At 48.0% G+C, this 16,073-nt stretch carries 16 protein-coding genes; 8 read left to right on the top strand and 8 right to left on the bottom strand.

Annotated features, from left to right (window positions below):
- The 5 genes from sdaAA to AB5H98_RS09235 form a co-directional block, all read right to left on the bottom strand.
- Positions 1-762, bottom strand: a 762-nt coding sequence (gene sdaAA, locus AB5H98_RS09255; protein ID WP_367925627.1) for an L-serine ammonia-lyase, iron-sulfur-dependent, subunit alpha, incomplete at its 3' end; no start/stop codon positions are given.
- A gap of 12 nt (positions 763-774) precedes the next feature.
- On the bottom strand, positions 775-1,434 hold the full coding sequence (gene sdaAB / locus AB5H98_RS09250; RefSeq protein WP_367925626.1) for an L-serine ammonia-lyase, iron-sulfur-dependent subunit beta: 660 nt from the start codon (positions 1,432-1,434) through the stop codon (positions 775-777).
- 83 nt (positions 1,435-1,517) lie between these two features.
- Positions 1,518-2,381, bottom strand: coding sequence for a class II fructose-1,6-bisphosphate aldolase (gene fba / locus AB5H98_RS09245; protein ID WP_367925625.1), 864 nt, complete (start codon positions 2,379-2,381; stop codon positions 1,518-1,520).
- A gap of 127 nt (positions 2,382-2,508) precedes the next feature.
- Positions 2,509-3,192, bottom strand: coding sequence for an SdpI family protein (locus AB5H98_RS09240; RefSeq protein WP_367925624.1), 684 nt, complete (start codon positions 3,190-3,192; stop codon positions 2,509-2,511).
- Positions 3,176-3,460 carry an autorepressor SdpR family transcription factor gene (locus AB5H98_RS09235; RefSeq protein WP_367925623.1) on the bottom strand — a complete coding sequence of 95 codons (285 nt, stop codon included), beginning with the start codon at positions 3,458-3,460 and terminating at the stop codon, positions 3,176-3,178. Before AB5H98_RS09235 ends, AB5H98_RS09240 begins: the two co-directional genes overlap by 17 nt.
- A gap of 493 nt (positions 3,461-3,953) precedes the next feature.
- Here AB5H98_RS09235 and AB5H98_RS09230 point away from each other — a divergent pair, with 493 nt between their 5' ends.
- From AB5H98_RS09230 to AB5H98_RS09215, 4 genes are all read left to right on the top strand, one after another.
- Positions 3,954-4,199: a hypothetical protein gene (locus AB5H98_RS09230; RefSeq protein WP_367925622.1), complete on the top strand. Its 246-nt coding sequence runs from the start codon at positions 3,954-3,956 to the stop codon at positions 4,197-4,199.
- Positions 4,200-4,318: 119 nt separating this feature from the next.
- Positions 4,319-5,089: a 23S rRNA (guanosine(2251)-2'-O)-methyltransferase RlmB gene (gene rlmB, locus AB5H98_RS09225; protein WP_367925628.1), complete on the top strand. Its 771-nt coding sequence runs from the start codon at positions 4,319-4,321 to the stop codon at positions 5,087-5,089.
- A gap of 32 nt (positions 5,090-5,121) precedes the next feature.
- Positions 5,122-8,088 (top strand): hypothetical protein, encoded by a 2,967-nt coding sequence (locus AB5H98_RS09220; protein ID WP_367925621.1) that lies wholly within the window; start codon positions 5,122-5,124, stop codon positions 8,086-8,088.
- A gap of 127 nt (positions 8,089-8,215) precedes the next feature.
- The gene (locus AB5H98_RS09215) at positions 8,216-8,647 is read left to right on the top strand and encodes a phosphate-starvation-inducible PsiE family protein (protein WP_367925620.1); all 432 of its coding nucleotides are present in this window, start codon (positions 8,216-8,218) and stop codon (positions 8,645-8,647) included.
- A 41-nt stretch (positions 8,648-8,688) separates the two neighbouring features.
- On the opposite strand, the gene secA is transcribed toward AB5H98_RS09215, so the two are convergent.
- Positions 8,689-11,478, bottom strand: a complete 2,790-nt coding sequence (gene secA / locus AB5H98_RS09210; protein WP_367925619.1) for a preprotein translocase subunit SecA — start codon at positions 11,476-11,478, stop codon at positions 8,689-8,691.
- Positions 11,479-11,605: 127 nt separating this feature from the next.
- Positions 11,606-11,857, bottom strand: a complete 252-nt coding sequence (locus AB5H98_RS09205) for a hypothetical protein (RefSeq protein ID WP_367925618.1) — start codon at positions 11,855-11,857, stop codon at positions 11,606-11,608.
- 216 nt (positions 11,858-12,073) lie between these two features.
- On the opposite strand from AB5H98_RS09205, the gene AB5H98_RS09200 reads away from it, so the two are divergent.
- The 3 genes from AB5H98_RS09200 to AB5H98_RS09190 all read left to right on the top strand — a co-directional run bounded on the left by AB5H98_RS09200 (position 12,074) and on the right by AB5H98_RS09190 (position 14,573).
- Entirely contained in the window at positions 12,074-12,766 is a 693-nt protein-coding gene (locus tag AB5H98_RS09200; protein WP_367925617.1) for an iron-sulfur cluster assembly scaffold protein, read from the top strand.
- 17 nt (positions 12,767-12,783) lie between these two features.
- A complete protein-coding gene (locus AB5H98_RS09195) occupies positions 12,784-13,776 on the top strand; it encodes a GGGtGRT protein (protein ID WP_367925616.1) in 993 nt (330 codons plus the stop codon).
- Positions 13,777-13,853: 77 nt separating this feature from the next.
- Positions 13,854-14,573, top strand: coding sequence for a hypothetical protein (locus AB5H98_RS09190; protein ID WP_367925615.1), 720 nt, complete (start codon positions 13,854-13,856; stop codon positions 14,571-14,573).
- An 18-nt stretch (positions 14,574-14,591) separates the two neighbouring features.
- Here AB5H98_RS09190 and AB5H98_RS09185 read toward each other — a convergent pair whose 3' ends face one another.
- Positions 14,592-15,512, bottom strand: coding sequence for a D-alanyl-D-alanine carboxypeptidase family protein (locus AB5H98_RS09185; protein WP_367925614.1), 921 nt, complete (start codon positions 15,510-15,512; stop codon positions 14,592-14,594).
- A 131-nt stretch (positions 15,513-15,643) separates the two neighbouring features.
- Between AB5H98_RS09185 and AB5H98_RS09180 the strand changes: the two genes are divergently transcribed.
- Positions 15,644-16,073, top strand: a 430-nt coding sequence (locus AB5H98_RS09180) for an HAD family hydrolase (protein ID WP_367925613.1), incomplete at its 3' end; no start/stop codon positions are given.

The raw sequence follows: 16,073 nt of genomic DNA, 5'->3' as shown, positions 1-16,073 counted from the left end.
AACTTCATCAGCCGGAATTGCGCTTTTGATACCGGCCAGAGCCAATTCCGCAGCGCACAATGCACCCGCCACACCGGACGCATTCCGTTTGATACAGGGAATCTCTACAAGTCCCGCCACAGGGTCACACACAAGCCCTAAGGTGTTTTTAAGTGCGATTGCCACAGCATGTCCGACCATGGATGGTGTGCCACCTGCCAGTTCAACCAATGCAGCCGCAGCCATTGCAGATGCCGATCCACATTCGGCTTGGCATCCTCCCTGGGCGCCAGACAAAGTAGCGTTGCTGGCAATCACCAGTCCCACAGCAGAAGCGGTGAACAAGCTCATTACGCAGACCCGTTCCGATAAATTTTTCTCTTGCTGCATGGTAAGAACTGCGGCGGGCAAAATTCCGCAGCTTCCGGCAGTAGGTGCCGCGACAATGCGGCCCATGGCCGCATTCCATTCGCTGACGGCCAATGCACGTGCCAAAGCCCCGGCAAAAAAAGAGCCGGCAATACTACTTCCTTTTTGCACAGCTTGGTGCATGAGGTACGCATCTCCGCCTGTCAGACCACTTGTGGAACGAACGTCGGGACGGCTTCCTGCTCGGACAGCCTCGGCCATAACTGAATAGCGGTTTTGCATGATTTCAAAAAGAGATTCTTCAGAGGATTCCGTTTGCTGTGCTTGCAGTTCAAGGACAAGTTTTGAAAGCAAAATTTTCTTTTCTTCGGCTTGAGCGATTAGCGAAGCCAAATTTGTAAAGTCCAATTCCATTTCAAATCCTCCTCAAACCGGCAGAAGCATTGTACTGGATAGAACGTTAGGCAGCTTTTCCACACATCCGTTCAAATCCGTATCCACGGTGCCGTCGACCTCAATGGTCATGACAGCGGTTCCACCCTTATAGGCCCGAGCCAGTCGAAAGTTACAGATATTTACATTTCGTAGGCTCAACTCTTCCGTAACCGCCGCAATGGTACCGGGCGCATCCTTGTGAAGCACGATCAGTGTGGTATGTTCTCCGCTGATGTCAACAGCCATCCCATTGACTTGGGTGACGTGGATGCTGCCGCCCCCAACAGATGCTCCTTGAAGCTGGATTTGCCGCCCACTTTCTCCCGTCAATGTTATGAGAGCCGTATTCGGATGAGCATCGTCCAAATGAATGGGGGAAAAGGTGATATCCAATCCTTCTTGTATTGCGGTGGACAGACTGTCGCGGATGCGTTCATCGTCCGGTTCCATACCAAGAATCCCACCGGCAATGGCGCGATCTGTACCATGCCCCTTATAAGTTTTTGCAAAACTGCCGTGAAGACCAACCTGTGCACGTACGGGCTTTTCACCAAGAAGTGCTCTTGCGATGCGGCCGATCCGTGCGGCACCTGCCGTGTGGCTGGAAGAAGGACCAATCATCACAGGTCCAATGATGTCAAATACGTCCATAATTTGTCCTCCGTTTGGAAGGATTTGGGAAAAAACAAGGCCTGCTGCTCCAGCAACAGGCCTTGAAAATCGAACCAAAAGATTTACGCTTTGCCCACAGAGCCGAACAATTCCATCTTTTCGCGGACAGTGGCTTTAATGGCTTCCGTACCGGGCGCCAACAGTTTGCGGGGATCAAACCCTTTGCCCTGCTGGTCTTTGCCTTCTTCAATGTATTTGCGAGTCGCAGCCGCAAAGCTCAACTGGCATTCGGTATTGACGTTGATTTTGGAAACACCCAAGCTGATAGCCTTCTGGATCATGTCCGAAGGAATGCCTGTGCCACCGTGCAAGACCAAAGGAATGTGATCTGTAGCATTGTGAATTTTGTCCAGAGCATCAAAGTCCAGACCCTTCCAGTTAGCGGGGTACACACCATGAATGTTGCCGATGCCCGCAGCCAGGAAATCAATACCCAGGCTAGCAATTTTGGCACACTCTTCCGGATCAGCTACCTCACCGGCGCCAATCACGCCGTCCTCTTCGCCGCCGATAGAACCGACCTCGGCCTCAATAGAAAGACCATTGGCGTGTGCCAGTGCGACCAACTCTGTGGTTTTGGCAATGTTTTCTTCGATGGGATAATGACTGCCGTCAAACATGATAGAGGAGAATCCGGCCTCTACGCAAGCCTTGGCACCTTCATAAGTGCCGTGGTCAAGATGAAGTGCAACAGGCACGGTGATATTCAGAGTCTCAACCATAGCTTTTACCATAGCTGCAACGGTTTTAAATCCAGTCATGTATTTTCCTGCGCCTTCAGAAACGCCCAGGATTACAGGACTTTTGAGCTCCTCTGCAGTCAAAAGAATGGCCTTGGTCCACTCCAGGTTGTTGATGTTGAACTGGCCGACCGCATAATGGCCGTCCCGGGCTTTTTTCAGCATTTCAGTTGCGCTTACCAACATAATGGTGCTCCTCTCAAAGTGAAATGGGCGCAGTGCGCCTTTGTGAAACAATTAACTGCTTATTAGTATACCGCACAAAGCAGTTAAAATCAATTGCGTTTGTGTAAAAAACGCAATTGATTTCGTTTTAATCTTCAGGAGGCTGTTTTTCGTCCTTGGATGTCCTTCGAAATAGAAGATAAGAATAGAGGATGGGGAGCACAAGCAGTGGCACTGCAAAAATAATCATTGCAATATAGAGCATCTGACCGTGGAGCAAAAAAGCACATACAAGAATTCCAAGTCCGCACACAAACCAAATGGGTCCTGCAAAACGATGCGTGCGGCGCCAATTGTCGGAACTTGACAATGTCCAAGGAACCCGGATTCCGCAGAAATAGTTGTGCTGGAATTTGGGCATGAAATTTCCCATGATGCAAAAAAGAATCCCGATGGCACCTGTACACAAACGGTCCATGCTCACAGCGGCTCCGGCGTGGGGGAAAAATGCGATGAACAGCGTAAGCGCTATCATGAACATGTAAAATAAACTAAGGCTCAGACGAATAGCGGTATAGCCACCCTTAAATTTTTCATAATTTTGTCGTTTGGGGTCTAAGCGTGGCACAAATTTCAATAGCAGAGCGATTCCCAGCCCTGTGGCAGCCAGCAATATCAGTTCGGAACGATTGCCATATCGATCGATCTGTCCGTTTATTCCCCAGTGCATCGGAACCTTATCCGGAAGAAAAGGCATACACACAACGCAGGCAATCAATGGCAGTATGGCCAGGATCCAAATCAAAATTTCTGTTCTATTGATTCTTTTCATGAGCTTCCTCCTGTATCAAACCTGCGACCCAGGCCATGATATCCTCCACGACGCTGGTGTTCAATTCATAGTAAATGTATTTTCCACGTTTTTCGTCTGTTACAAGTTCTGCTTCCTTCAATACAGAAAGATGATGAGAAATCGTGGCGCCAGTGGTTCCAAAAGAGCTTGCAAGTTCTCCGGCGGAAAGAGGCCCGCGACGCAGCAATTCCAGGATGTGACGTCGCGTTGGATCCGATAATGCTTTGAAGGTACTTTCAAATCCCATGCAAAACCTCCTCGAAAAGTTTATTATTTCGATTACCATCTAATCATAAATCCTTGTGTAAGTCGATGTCAAGCAAGAGTGTACCGGAAAAATAGGACAACTTTTTGGAGGTGTAAAGGGGACACGCTTTTAATTTTACTCTGTGCAAAAAAGAGAAAATTTGGTTACTTTTATCCGAAAAATATCCGTTTTGAAATCTTGACAGGAAAATTTAAACATTTTGTTTTGTGGAAAAGTTTTTAACATGCAGTTGAAAACTATGTTTAAAACCAGGTTTCAACAGCCGCTTTTTGGGGAAAACTAAAAGGTTCTCCACAGTTTCAACAGAGTTTTCAACATTCAATAGGGAATTTTTTCCTTTTACAAGTTGTATAACTGGCTTGTCAGAAGTCACAAGAGGAAATTGTGCCTTAAGTAGATTGGAAAAAACTGTTTATTTTGACAGTGTTTATCCCAAACTGTTTTCAAGAAATAACGAGAAAGGATGGTTGGGATGAAGGGGGTTCGCCGCGACGTAGTGGAAGTGCAAGAACCGGGAGATGAAAACATTGAGAAAATCCTGGTCTTTTTTAAACCAGGATGTCCAGCCATAAAGTTGGGTACTCAGGAAGAGACTGCAAGAACGTACGCGCAGAAATTAATTACTTGGCATCGCGTTCCTTCAAAAACATGGATTTGGGCAATTGGTGCGGTATTGGTTGTGGCAGGGGTGCTTTTGGCGGTGCAATGGTTGCTGTAGAGGCGCACAAAGAAAAAACATGAAAAAGATAGAAAATTCCTTGCTTCTATGCTATAATATAACGGAATACTATCATGCCGTCTTATGCCATGTGGCAGGCGGCTTTGCAGGGAGAGCTTATGGAGCAGGCAAGAGCGCAAGAAGGAAAAGATACGACGCTGGTCTACGGCAAGAATGCTGTGACGGAGCTTTTGAAGAGTGGTGGCGCAGTGGACACACTGTATGTACAGGACACGATGCAGCCCAAACAAATCGCTTATTACACGGCGCTGGCTAAACAAGCAGGGGCAGTTGTGAAGCGTGTGCGTGCAGTCAAACTGGACAGTATGTGTGGTACGCAGAGCCATCAGGGCGTGGCCGCCTGGGCAGCCAATGTTGCTTATGTTACATTGGAGCAGGTTTTGAATGAGGCAAGGGAGAAGGGACAGGACCCCTTTGTCTTACTCTGCGATGGTGTGGAAGATCCTCACAATTTAGGAGCGCTCATTCGGACGGCGCTGTTGTGTGGAGTGCACGGGGTAGTTATTCCAAGACGTGGCGGCGTGTCTGTCACGGCAACGGTGCTCAAGGCCAGCGCGGGTGCGGCAGCTCGGATTCCAATTGCCCGAGTGGCCAATATCGGGCAGGCTGTGCGCGCGTTGAAAAAAGAAAATGTATTTGTTTATTGTGCAGATATGAATGGTCCGGCAGTTTTTGGACAGGATTTGCGCGGTCCGGTCGCATTGGTAGCAGGCAGTGAGGGAACCGGAGTGTCCCCGCTGGTCAAGAGTTTGTGCGATGGAGTAGTCTCGTTGCCCATGGCAGGCGGGACCACAGGCGTGGACAGCTTCAATGTGTCGGTTGCCACGGGTATTTTATTGTATGAGATCATGCGCCAACGCACGCAGTGAGTTGACGCGGCTTTATGAACGGGGGGTTCCCATTGAGTGCACAGAACAAGGACTATGTCCGGGATTCTGAAATTGATAATATTCTGGCACAGGTGCAGCAGAAGCGCGCCAGTGTGGGCGCTTCAGAGAAACGAAAGGAGTCGCCTTCTACACGTAAGAGCCGGGATGCTGAATTGGATGAGATTATGCGGGGCCTTGGTTTCGAGGCGAAAAAACCTGCATATAAAGAGCCGATTCTTTTGCCGGATCCGGCAGAAAGTTATACTTCTGAAGAACGGGAAAGTGTGCGCGCTCAGATGAATCTTACAGACCAAGAAGATTCGGATGAGTCGGAACAAGATGTTTCGGATGTTGAACCGGAACAAAAGGATGAACAACCGGAGCCGGAAGAACAAAAAACGCAGGAAAAAGCTAAGCCAGAACGTCCAAAGCCGCAGATTGACGTACCCTTGGACGATATGGAAGATGAAGACAAGAAAGAACCTATTACATTGGAGCTTCCTTCCATTAAGTTTTTTACAGAGACAGAAGCGCAAAAACAAGAGGCAGAGCGGCAAAGAATTATGGAACAGGCAGTGCGTGAGGCACGCAATACCATTCATAGCTCTGCTCAATTTGCAATTCAGGAAGAGGTTCGACGCCGCCTGACCGAGATGGAGCAGGAAAAGTCGCTTCAAGAGAAAAAAGATCAGGAGATGCTTCAGCAGGAGCCTGATTCCGTGGACCACAGCATGGATGGAAAACGGTTTGGAGATGTGGAAGTGGACGACGCTTTCCGCAATTTCTTTGGTACGACCGTAGCGACAGATCGTGCGGCCATGGATGAGGTGACCGGGCGTAAGCGCAGCTTTTTGAGTGGAATTCTCAAAAAATTCCAGAAGACAAACGAAGAAGAAAGCTCAGAGTTCCCAGAGGAAGAGATAATGGGGGAACCGGCGGATGTTGGTGTGCAGGAGATGCCGGTACAAAATGCATCCGAAGAAAAGTCCGCTCCATTTAATTCTCCTTCGATTGAGTTTTCTCCCTATTCAAAGTGGGATTCCATTACACTGGATTTGCCCAAAAATAAAATTACGCCGAAAGATTCCGGTCAAAAAGTCAGTGCGGCTGCTTTGGCACAAGCCATTGCAGGTGCGCAGGAAGAGGATCTTTCCAAGGCAAAGCCAAAACGCCGGGCTAAAATTGATGTCACGCTTACAGGAGATGATTTTGCGGTTACCCCGCCAGCAGATGCTTATGGTGAGGAAGAGCTGGAGAGGGAGGATATTGAAGAATATCAGAATCTCTCAGATGCACCCGCTGTGGCATCCAATCTTGCGGATATGCGTAAAACAAGAATCATCCGCTGCGCTGTCACAGGTGCCATTGCGATTGTTTTGATGTACTTGGGATTCACTGCGCCCGAAAACGGTTTGCCGCCGTTTCAAATGTTAGATGCGCATGCCGAGCCGTTGTACTTTTTGCTGGCCAATTTCATTCTGTTGGCGGCAAGTGCGCTGATTTCCATTACAACCATTGGGACCGGATTTGTAGGCTTGCTTCACGATCCCACAACGGACAGTTTTTGTTCGCTGGCGGTTACGGGAGCGCTTTTACAAAATGTGGCATTTTTGTTTGCAACCGATTCGTATGACCCTGATAAAATCACATTGTTTGCACCGGTCGCAGCGTTGCTTTTGTTCATGAATGCGGTTGGAAAATGGATGCAGGTTCGCGTGATTTGTCAGAACTTTGAACTGGCAACATCTGGTGCAGAACATGCGGCTGCTTTTATCCTTCCCAAAGAACAGTTGACCCGCCGTTTGTGTAGTGGACTGGGAGAGCCGGATCCAAAACTTTTGGTCAGCCGCCCAACGGCTTTGGTGCGGGGCTTTTTGAGTCAAAGTTTTTCCGCACGAATCAATGACGCAGCAGCCCAGAGACTTTCTTATATTATGGCAGGAGCGGGTTTGTTGGCGGCAGTGATTTGTGGCATAAAGGCAAAAGCATTTTTGCCTGCGCTATCGGGGCTGGCGGGAGCGCTGTGTCTGGCTGCTCCTCTTGCCTGTACGTTGGTATATGCGGTCCCTGCGCAGTTGATGCAGCGGTTTGCAGCGCGTCACAAAGCAGTCATTCCCGGTCCCAGCGCGGTGGATGCTCTGGGACGTGTCAATACCGTTCTTCTCAGTGACCGCGATCTTTTCCCAGTTGGAAGCGTGCAGCTTCACGGGATGAAAACATTTGAAAAGGAACGTTTAGATGTTCTGATTCTGTATGGCGCCAGTATGTTGGTCAAAAACTGTGTTACGCTGCGGGAAATTTTCCTGCAGATTATTCAGAACAATGAAAAGCTGCTTTATACGGTTGAAAGCCTTAATAAAGAAACTGGATATGGCTTTACCGGATGGATCGAACACAATCGTGTGATTATCGGTAACCGTGCTATGATGCAGCGGCACGACATTGAGTTGCCCAGTATGGATTATGAGAATAAATACACTAAAAATGGCCGTATGGCACCAATTTATATGGCAGTAGCCGGAAAGCTATATGGAATGTTTTTGGTCAGCTATCGTCCCAATGCGGGCGCTCGTAAAATTTTGGATCGGCTGGCCCAAAGCGGAATTAGTGTGTTGGTACAATCGGACGATTTCAACGTTACTTCCAAGCTGGTTGCCAGTACCTATCGAATCCCCAAGGGGACGATTAAAGTGCTGAGCAGGCCAGAGTGCGATGTTCTTCAGGCAGAAACGGCCTATCGTGCAGAGAGCGAAGGAATTATGGTGCATTCAGGTACTTGCGCTTCCTTTTTGGGAGGCATGCGTGCTGCTGCAAGCGCGGCAAGCGGAGAGCGTCTGGCGCGAATTGTGCAAGCGGCAGCAATTATCTTAAGTGCTGGGTTTGGCATTCTTTTGGCATTTTATGCAGGTTTGGGGAGTATTTCGCTGGGAGCAGTTTTGCTTTATCAGATGGCTTGGGCACTGTTGACAGTAGCGATGCCGCTGGCAAAACGGCCATAAAACAGAGAAAAAAGGAGAGTTGTCGTAACCGGCAGCTCTCTTTTTTCATACCCCAAAATGGTTGACAGCGTTTTCCTGTATATGATAAGGTTATTGTATAAATTTTCCGGCAGGAGAGAAGCAAAGGATGAAGGCGAAAGAATTTCTGCGACAAAAGGTAGCTTTTTTAGCCAGTGTGGTAGAGATTGCAATCTCTGTATTGGTATTGGCTGCTATTTTCATAACCGGGTTTCGAGTGGTAGCGGAACTTTCCGGCATCTTAACCGATCCGGATGCATCCAATGCATTCAATACTTTTTTGGGACATGCGTTCAACTTGGTAATCGGAGTAGAATTTATTAAAATGATGGCCAAACATACTCCCGGTTCTGCCATTGAGGTTCTTTTGTTTGCAATCGCTCGGCAGATGATTGTGGAGCATACTACACCCTTTGAAAACTTTTTAACCGTTGTTACCATTGCAGGTCTATTCGCAATTCGAAAGTTTTTGTTTGTTCCATCTTTCGGTTCTCATACCCCTGACGGTCGGGAACTGAATGATGAAAAGATTTCAAAATAAATGAAAAAGTGCCCGCTGCATTTGTTGCAGCGGGCACTTTTTTAATTTTGTCGAGAAGAAGTAACGTCCGGATGATACTGTTTGCAAGTGCATTTTTTCCATTTTAATCCGCTTCCACAGGGACATGGGTCATTGCGGCCAATTTTTACAACCTTCCGGACCGGTTGCTTTTGAATGCTTCCGTCAGAACCACCGCTCTCCGAAGTGGGTTTGGCCACTTGTTCGCGCTGAATGGGCTGTTCGCGCCGTAATTCCAGAGTCAAAAGCATACGGGTAGTATCCTCTTGAATGGATTCGATCATGGCATCAAACATGTTGTAGCCTTCGATACGATACTCAACGACCGGATCGCGCTGAGCGTAACCGCGCAACCCGATGCCGCGGCGAAGCTCTTCCATAGCATCAATGTGATCCATCCAGTGGGTGTCTACCACACGCAGAAGGACAAAACGTTCAAATTCACGCATCAATTCAGTGCCATAGCGCTTCTCTTTGTTTTGGCAAATCAGGTCAGCACGCTCAGTGAGAATTTTGACTACATCCTCAACTTTCAGTTCGCCTAGCTCAGTGGCATTGTAATGGAAATCATCCTCTTTGGCAAGCCAGCCACGATAATGATTTCTCAATCCATCGAAATCCCAGTCATCCGCGACCTCACCAGACAGGAAAAGACGAGCGTTGGACTCAATGGATTTGTGAATCATGTCATGAACACTGGATGAAACATCTTCGCCCGCCAGCACTTTTTGACGTTGACCATAAATGATCTCACGCTGAGAGTTCATTACATCGTCATATTGCAACACGTTTTTACGAATCGAGAAGTTGCGCGCTTCCAATTTTTTCTGGGCACTTTCAATGCTACCAGAAACCATTTTGTTCTCGATGGGCGTATCCTCTTCTACGCCCATTGAATTCATCAGGTTTTGAACACGTTCGCCGCCGAACAAGCGCATCAAATCGTCTTCCAAACTGATAAAGAAGCGAGAGGCGCCGGGGTCACCTTGACGACCGGCTCGGCCACGCAACTGATTGTCAATGCGGCGGCTTTCGTGACGTTCGGTACCGATGATGAACAGACCGCCGGCCTCGCGGACCTTTTCTGCTTCCTGTGAAATTTCCGCTTTGTGCTTTGATTCCAGCTCATTGTAGCGGGCGCGCACTTTCAAAATTTCTTCATCCTGCGTATCCGCATGACCGTTGCTTTCCACGATCAATTCTTCGGAAAATCCCTCTTTGCGCAGATCTGCCTTGGCCATGTGCTCGGCGTTACCGCCCAGCATAATGTCCGTGCCGCGTCCAGCCATGTTGGTTGCAATGGTCACCGCGCCAAATTTACCTGCCTGTGCTACGATTTCCGCTTCTTTTTCATGGTACTTCGCATTCAAAACTTCGTGTTTGATGCCCCGGCGTTTGAGCATTCCACTCAAAAGTTCGCTCTTTTCAATGGAAATGGTACCAACCAATACAGGCTGACCTTTTTCGTGGCATTCCAGAACTTGTTCAATGACGGCATTGAATTTCGCTTTTTCTGTTTTATACACCACGTCGTTCATGTCTTGCCGAGCAACAGGTTTATTCGTAGGGATTTCCACTACCGCAAGACCGTAAATTTCTTCAAACTCACTCGCTTCCGTCTGTGCGGTACCAGTCATGCCGGCCAGTTTATCGTACATACGGAAGAAGTTTTGGAATGTAATGGTGGCTAGAGTTTTGCTTTCGTGCTCTACGGTTACGCCTTCTTTGGCTTCGATGGCTTGGTGAAGGCCCTCATTGTATCGACGGCCAAGCATCAAACGTCCCGTAAACTCGTCAACAATGATGACTTCTCCGTCCCGCACGACGTAGTCCACGTCACGCTTCATGACACCGCGAGCTTTGATGGCCTGATTGATATGATGCTGAAGCGTAAGGTTTTCCTCGGTTACATTTCCGTCAGAATCTCCGAAAAGATTTTCCTGATTAAAATACTGAATCGCTTTGGCAATACCGCTTTTGGTCAGTGTGGCAGTCTTTTTCTTTTCGTCCACCACATAATCGCCTTCGACTTGGTCATCTATGGCTTCCTTGTCATCCAATTCAGCAACGACACTTTTTTTCAGGCCGCGTGCAAAATTGTCCGCCAGCTTATACAGATCGGTGCTCTTGTCACCCTGTCCGGAGATGATCAAAGGAGTACGGGCCTCATCGATTAAGATGGAGTCAACCTCGTCTACGATGGCGTAGTAATGTCCGCGCTGAACCATTTGCTCCTTATAAATGACCATGTTGTCTCGCAAATAGTCAAATCCAAATTCATTGTTGGTGCCGTAGGTTACGTCTGCAGCATATGCTGCACGGCGCTCTTCTTTATTCAACCCGTGGACAATCAGTCCAACTTTCAGTCCCAAAAAGCGATAGACTTTTCCCATCCACTCCGAGTCACGTTTGGCCAGATAATCGTTGACCGTGACCACATGTACACCTTTCCCTGCCAGTGCATTCAAGTACACGGGCAATGTGGCAACGAGGGTCTTTCCTTCGCCGGTTTTCATTTCGGCAATGCACGCACGGTGTAACACGATGCCGCCGATTACCTGTACAGGGAAATGTTTCATTCCCAGTACGCGCCAAGCCGCCTCTCGGCAGACGGCAAACGCATCCGGCAGAATGTCATCCAGAGTTTCTCCTTTATTGAGTCTTTCTTTCAGCTTAGGGGTCATTGCCTTGAGTTCGGCATCGCTCATAGCGGCATAAGTGTCTTCCAAAGACAGTACTTTGTCCGCAATGGGCTGTATTTTTTTCAGTTCCTTTTTGGAGAACGTTCCAAACAATTTTTCCAGGAATGCCAAATGGATCCACCTCTTCAACTCTTCTGAGCATATTTTATTCATCATACTACATCACGGGGAGAAGTGTCAATCGAACCCCGGCGCATATATCTAAAAATCCCCTTGCGTATAACGCAAGGGGCATACATCATTCTTCGTGCGGATGAAATAGACCAAAACGCAGAAGTCGGACCTGATCTTCGGGCTCGGTGCACTCCAAGGTTGCATTGGCAATGTGCCCACCCTCGATTAAATTGGTGAATCCAATGAGCTGGCATAATTTGCTCTTTAAATTCAGCCGGTCACCTTCTTTTGTGACCATGAACACATCGCCCTTACAGGTTGTAAGCACTTTGTTGAATTCTTTTAAATCGATATCGTTTACGTTGACCTGTGCCATAACGTATCCTCTCCTGTCCAGTGTAGAATACATTAGTATAACCGATTTTAAACCTTAGTATAACATGAACGTTCCACTTCAACAAGACAGCTTAGCATGTGCGACCGAAAAAAAGAAAAAATGGACGTGCATATCTTGCATTCCATCCGTCGATTCTCTATAATATAGTTTAGCAGAGTGTGCTAAAAAACTAACAAAGTAAGGAGCATTGCAAGTATGACTTATACGAATGAAGTAGAGCATATGTGCCCGGTCACCAAGGGCCCGCACCATGGTCCTGCGCCCATTCCGGAAGAGGGCGAGTGGGTCAAAGCCTACGAAATTAAAGATATCTCTGGTTTTACCCATGGCGTGGGCTGGTGCGCACCGCAGCAGGGCTGCTGCAAACTGTCCCTGAACGTAAAGAACGGTGTGATCGAAGAGGCTCTGGTAGAGACTCTGGGCTGCTCCGGCATGACCCATTCCGCCGCTATGGCCGGCGAGATCCTGCCGGGCAAAACCATTTTGGAAGCATTGAATACAGACCTTGTATGCGATGCGATCAATGTGGCCATGCGTGAACTGTTTAAACAAATTGTTTATGGCCGCAGCCAGACTGCTTTCTCCGAGGACGGACTGCCTGTTGGTTCCAGCTTGGACGACTTGGGCAAAGGCCTGCGTTCTATGACTGGTACAATCTTCTCCACGAAGGCCAAAGGTGTTCGTTATTTGGAACTCACTGAGGGTTATATCACTAAGGTGGCACTGGATGAGAACAATGAGGCCATTGGCTATCAGTTCGTGCGTCTGGGCAAAATGATGGAAGACATCCGTCATGGCAAAGATCCCAAGGAAGCTTACGAGAAGAACGTTGGCACCTATGGTCGCTTTGCGAATGCCGCCAAATACATTGACCCGCGCGAAGAGTAAGAGAGGAGGAGACTACAATGGCAAAATTTGAAGGACAGGAACGCCGCATGCCTAAAATTGAGGCATGCCTGAAAGAAAACAATCTGGGTACCCTGGACGACTGCCGTCAGATGCTCCTCGACAAAGGCATCGACGTAGAAGCTATCGTCAAAGGTGTACAACCCATCTGCTTTGAGAACGCTGTTTGGGCGTATACTTTGGGCACTGCGATCGCTGTAAAACGCGGCTTGAAGAATGCTGCAGAATGTGCCGCTGCTATCGGTGAGGGCCTCGAGGCTTTCACGGTTCCCGGTTCTGTAGCAGAGCAGCGCAAAGTTGGTCTGGGCCACGGCAATCTGGGTGCTATGTTGCTGCGCGACGAGACTAAGTGCTTTGCTTTCTTGGCTGGCCACGAGTCTTTTGCGGCGGCCGAAGGTGCAATTGGTATTGCCCGCACCGCGAACAAGGCTCGCAAGACCCCGTTGCACGTTATTCTGAATGGTTTGGGCAAAGATGCTGCCTATATCATCAGCCGTATCAACGGTTTCACCTATGTGAAAACACAATATGATTATAAGACTGGCGCTCTTAACATCGTTGAGGAGCGTGCTTTCTCCGATGGCGAGCGTGCTGCGGTTCGCTGCTACGGTGCAGATGATGTAAACGAAGGCGTGGCGATTATGCGTCATGAGCATGTAGACGTTTCCATCACTGGTAACTCCACCAACCCCACTCGCTTCCAGCATCCGGTGGCCGGCACCTATAAGAAATGGGCTGTCGAGAATGGTGTGAAATACTTCTCCGTAGCTTCTGGTGGCGGCACAGGCCGTACGCTGCATCCGGACAACATGGCCGCTGGCCCGGCTTCTTATGGCCTGACCGACACCATGGGTCGTATGCATTCCGATGCGCAGTTTGCTGGTTCTTCTTCTGTACCTGCGCACGTGGAGATGATGGGTCTCATCGGCGCTGGCAACAACCCCATGGTTGGTATGACGGTTGCTTGTGCAGTTGCAGCTTCTCAGATCTAAAAGTTTTGTTTAAAACATGAGAAAAGGGCTGTTCGGTTTCGGACAGCCCTTTTTAAAACGGAAAAGGAGATGAGATTATGAAACGAGTATTCTTATTGCTGGAAACAGGAATACTTTTATTGGCATTGACTGCTTGCATACCCACTGGTGAGCAGTCATCCACTGCAACGGTATCCTCTCAAAGCGTAAGTTCTTCTCAAGCATCCGTGTCCAGCTCCTTGCCTCAGGAATCTTCTTCGCAGACAGCGGATATTTCTATCCCAGCTCCGGAAAAGGAGCAAAAGGATCTTTTGGCTGCTCTTTGGGAACGTCTACATGCAGGAGAATGTGACGAAAAATGCTGGATGAGCGGTATGAGCCTGATTTGTTTTGAACAAAAAGACGACGGGTTTGTTTTTTACCCCGGGGCAGCGGAATCAGATGTGGGCGGGGTGCGTGCAGTATCTCGGATAGAGCAGGAAGATGAAGATACATATCGTGTGTATTTTTCTGTCAAGCAATCTTCTGTGTACACGTATTATTTTGATCAGGATGTAGAACCCTATCTCTATCTCCATTTTGAAGGGGAAGAACTTTCTATGACGGAAGTATACCCTGCTTACGTCCAGGTTGGAGAAGTTGGGACAGAAAATTATGAATACGAATGCCGTGCTCCCTCCGATGCGGAACGTAAGAACGGTGAGGATCGAATGAGAGAGCTTTCCGAAACAGAAACGTATTATCCGGCCAGTGGGGCTGAAAACGAATGTTTGGTATATACATATCAGGATTTGAAAAGTCATGTGGATAACGCTTAAATAGAGAGCTGCTGGCTATCAATTAGCCAGCAGCTTTCCCATTGCGTTATAAATGGCAATCGTGTCCTGAATGTGGTATGGAGAAGTAGAATGATCTCCGGGGGCTCCCATGGTTACCAAAATAAATTCTTTTCCATGAATTTGTGCGAAACTGGCAAGACATAGGCCTGCCTCAGGTGTATATCCGGTTTTGCCGCCCAGAATTTGCCCGTTTTCCAGTGTTAGATCCTGCCCGCTTTTTAGAAGGGTACTTGAAAAATATAATCCTTCAGGATGTGCCCAAGCAGTGGTAGCCTGGTATTCACTCGTGGAAAGAATGGTGCGCAGAGTCTCATTTTCCAGTACAATATTTAAAAGAATAGCTATGTCCGATGGGGTAGAGTACATCCCCATTGCGTCATTTCCCCAAGCGTTGGCAAAATGCGTATGTGAAAGGCCAGCCTGCTGAGCACGCATATTCATTTTTTCAACAAATTCCGCTTCGCTTTCGCACACAAAACAGGACAGTGCCTCGGCTGCATCTGCGCCTGACGGAAGTAAAAGACCGTACAAAAGATCAAGGATGCTTACATCCTCGTCCGGGAAAAAGCCCGCCATGGCCGCATTGGCGGCGAGAAGCTGTGCATATGCCTGTGAGCTAAGGGCAGTGGTTGCATTCAAATCAGCAACATTTTCTATCGTGACCAATGCGGTCATGAGTTTGGTGAGAGAGGCAGGCGCGCGCTTTTGATCGTTGCGGGCGTAAAGGATTTGACCGCTTTCGCGATCCAAAATCGCAAAGCTGGGGCTGGCTAGATTCAATTGATCGAGTTCCTCCAGACGGGAATCCGCGTGAATGTTCAATGAGGTAGAATGTACATACAATGCTCCAAAAGTTCCTAAACTAAAAAGAGCAAGCAACAAAAAGAACAAAATACGTTTGCGATGCTTACGTTTCATGGCGCACCCTCCTTTGTTTTTAAAGTATAATGAGTATTTCTTAAAAAAGACTGACAAGCCTCTTGCATCGATTTTAATTTTCCATAGAAAAAAACTTTCGTTTGTGGTATTTTTTGGTGGGGGGATTTTTCATGATTCGTTTGATTGCGACTGATTTGGATGGGACACTTCTAAATGATCGAAAAGAGCTTCCACCGGACTTTTTTCAAGTTTTGCAGGAATTGGATAAACGAAATATTCGTTTTGTGGCGGCCAGTGGTCGCAGTCGTCAGGCCCTGCGAAGGGTATTTGGCGAAGAAATTGAGAACATGACTTTGATTTGTGACAACGGTGCTTTTTTGGCGGAAAAGGACAACGTCCTTTTTCGCAGTGATCTAGAATGGCAGAATGTGATTGCGGTTGATGAGACGGTACAAACACGGGGGCCGCGTGTTCGAGCCATTTTGTGCGGGACAAAACATACATATATTCGGGATTTCAGTGATTCTTCAGAGCTTTGTAATCGTCTGGCAATCAGTTATCCTGACTATAAGACCTATCAGGATCCACGTGAAATCCATG

Origin of the sequence: uncultured Ruthenibacterium sp. (assembly GCF_963558415.1) — a bacterium.
Lineage (GTDB): Bacteria > Bacillota > Clostridia > Oscillospirales > Ruminococcaceae > Ruthenibacterium.
This window is presented reverse-complemented; position numbering and strand designations above follow the sequence as displayed.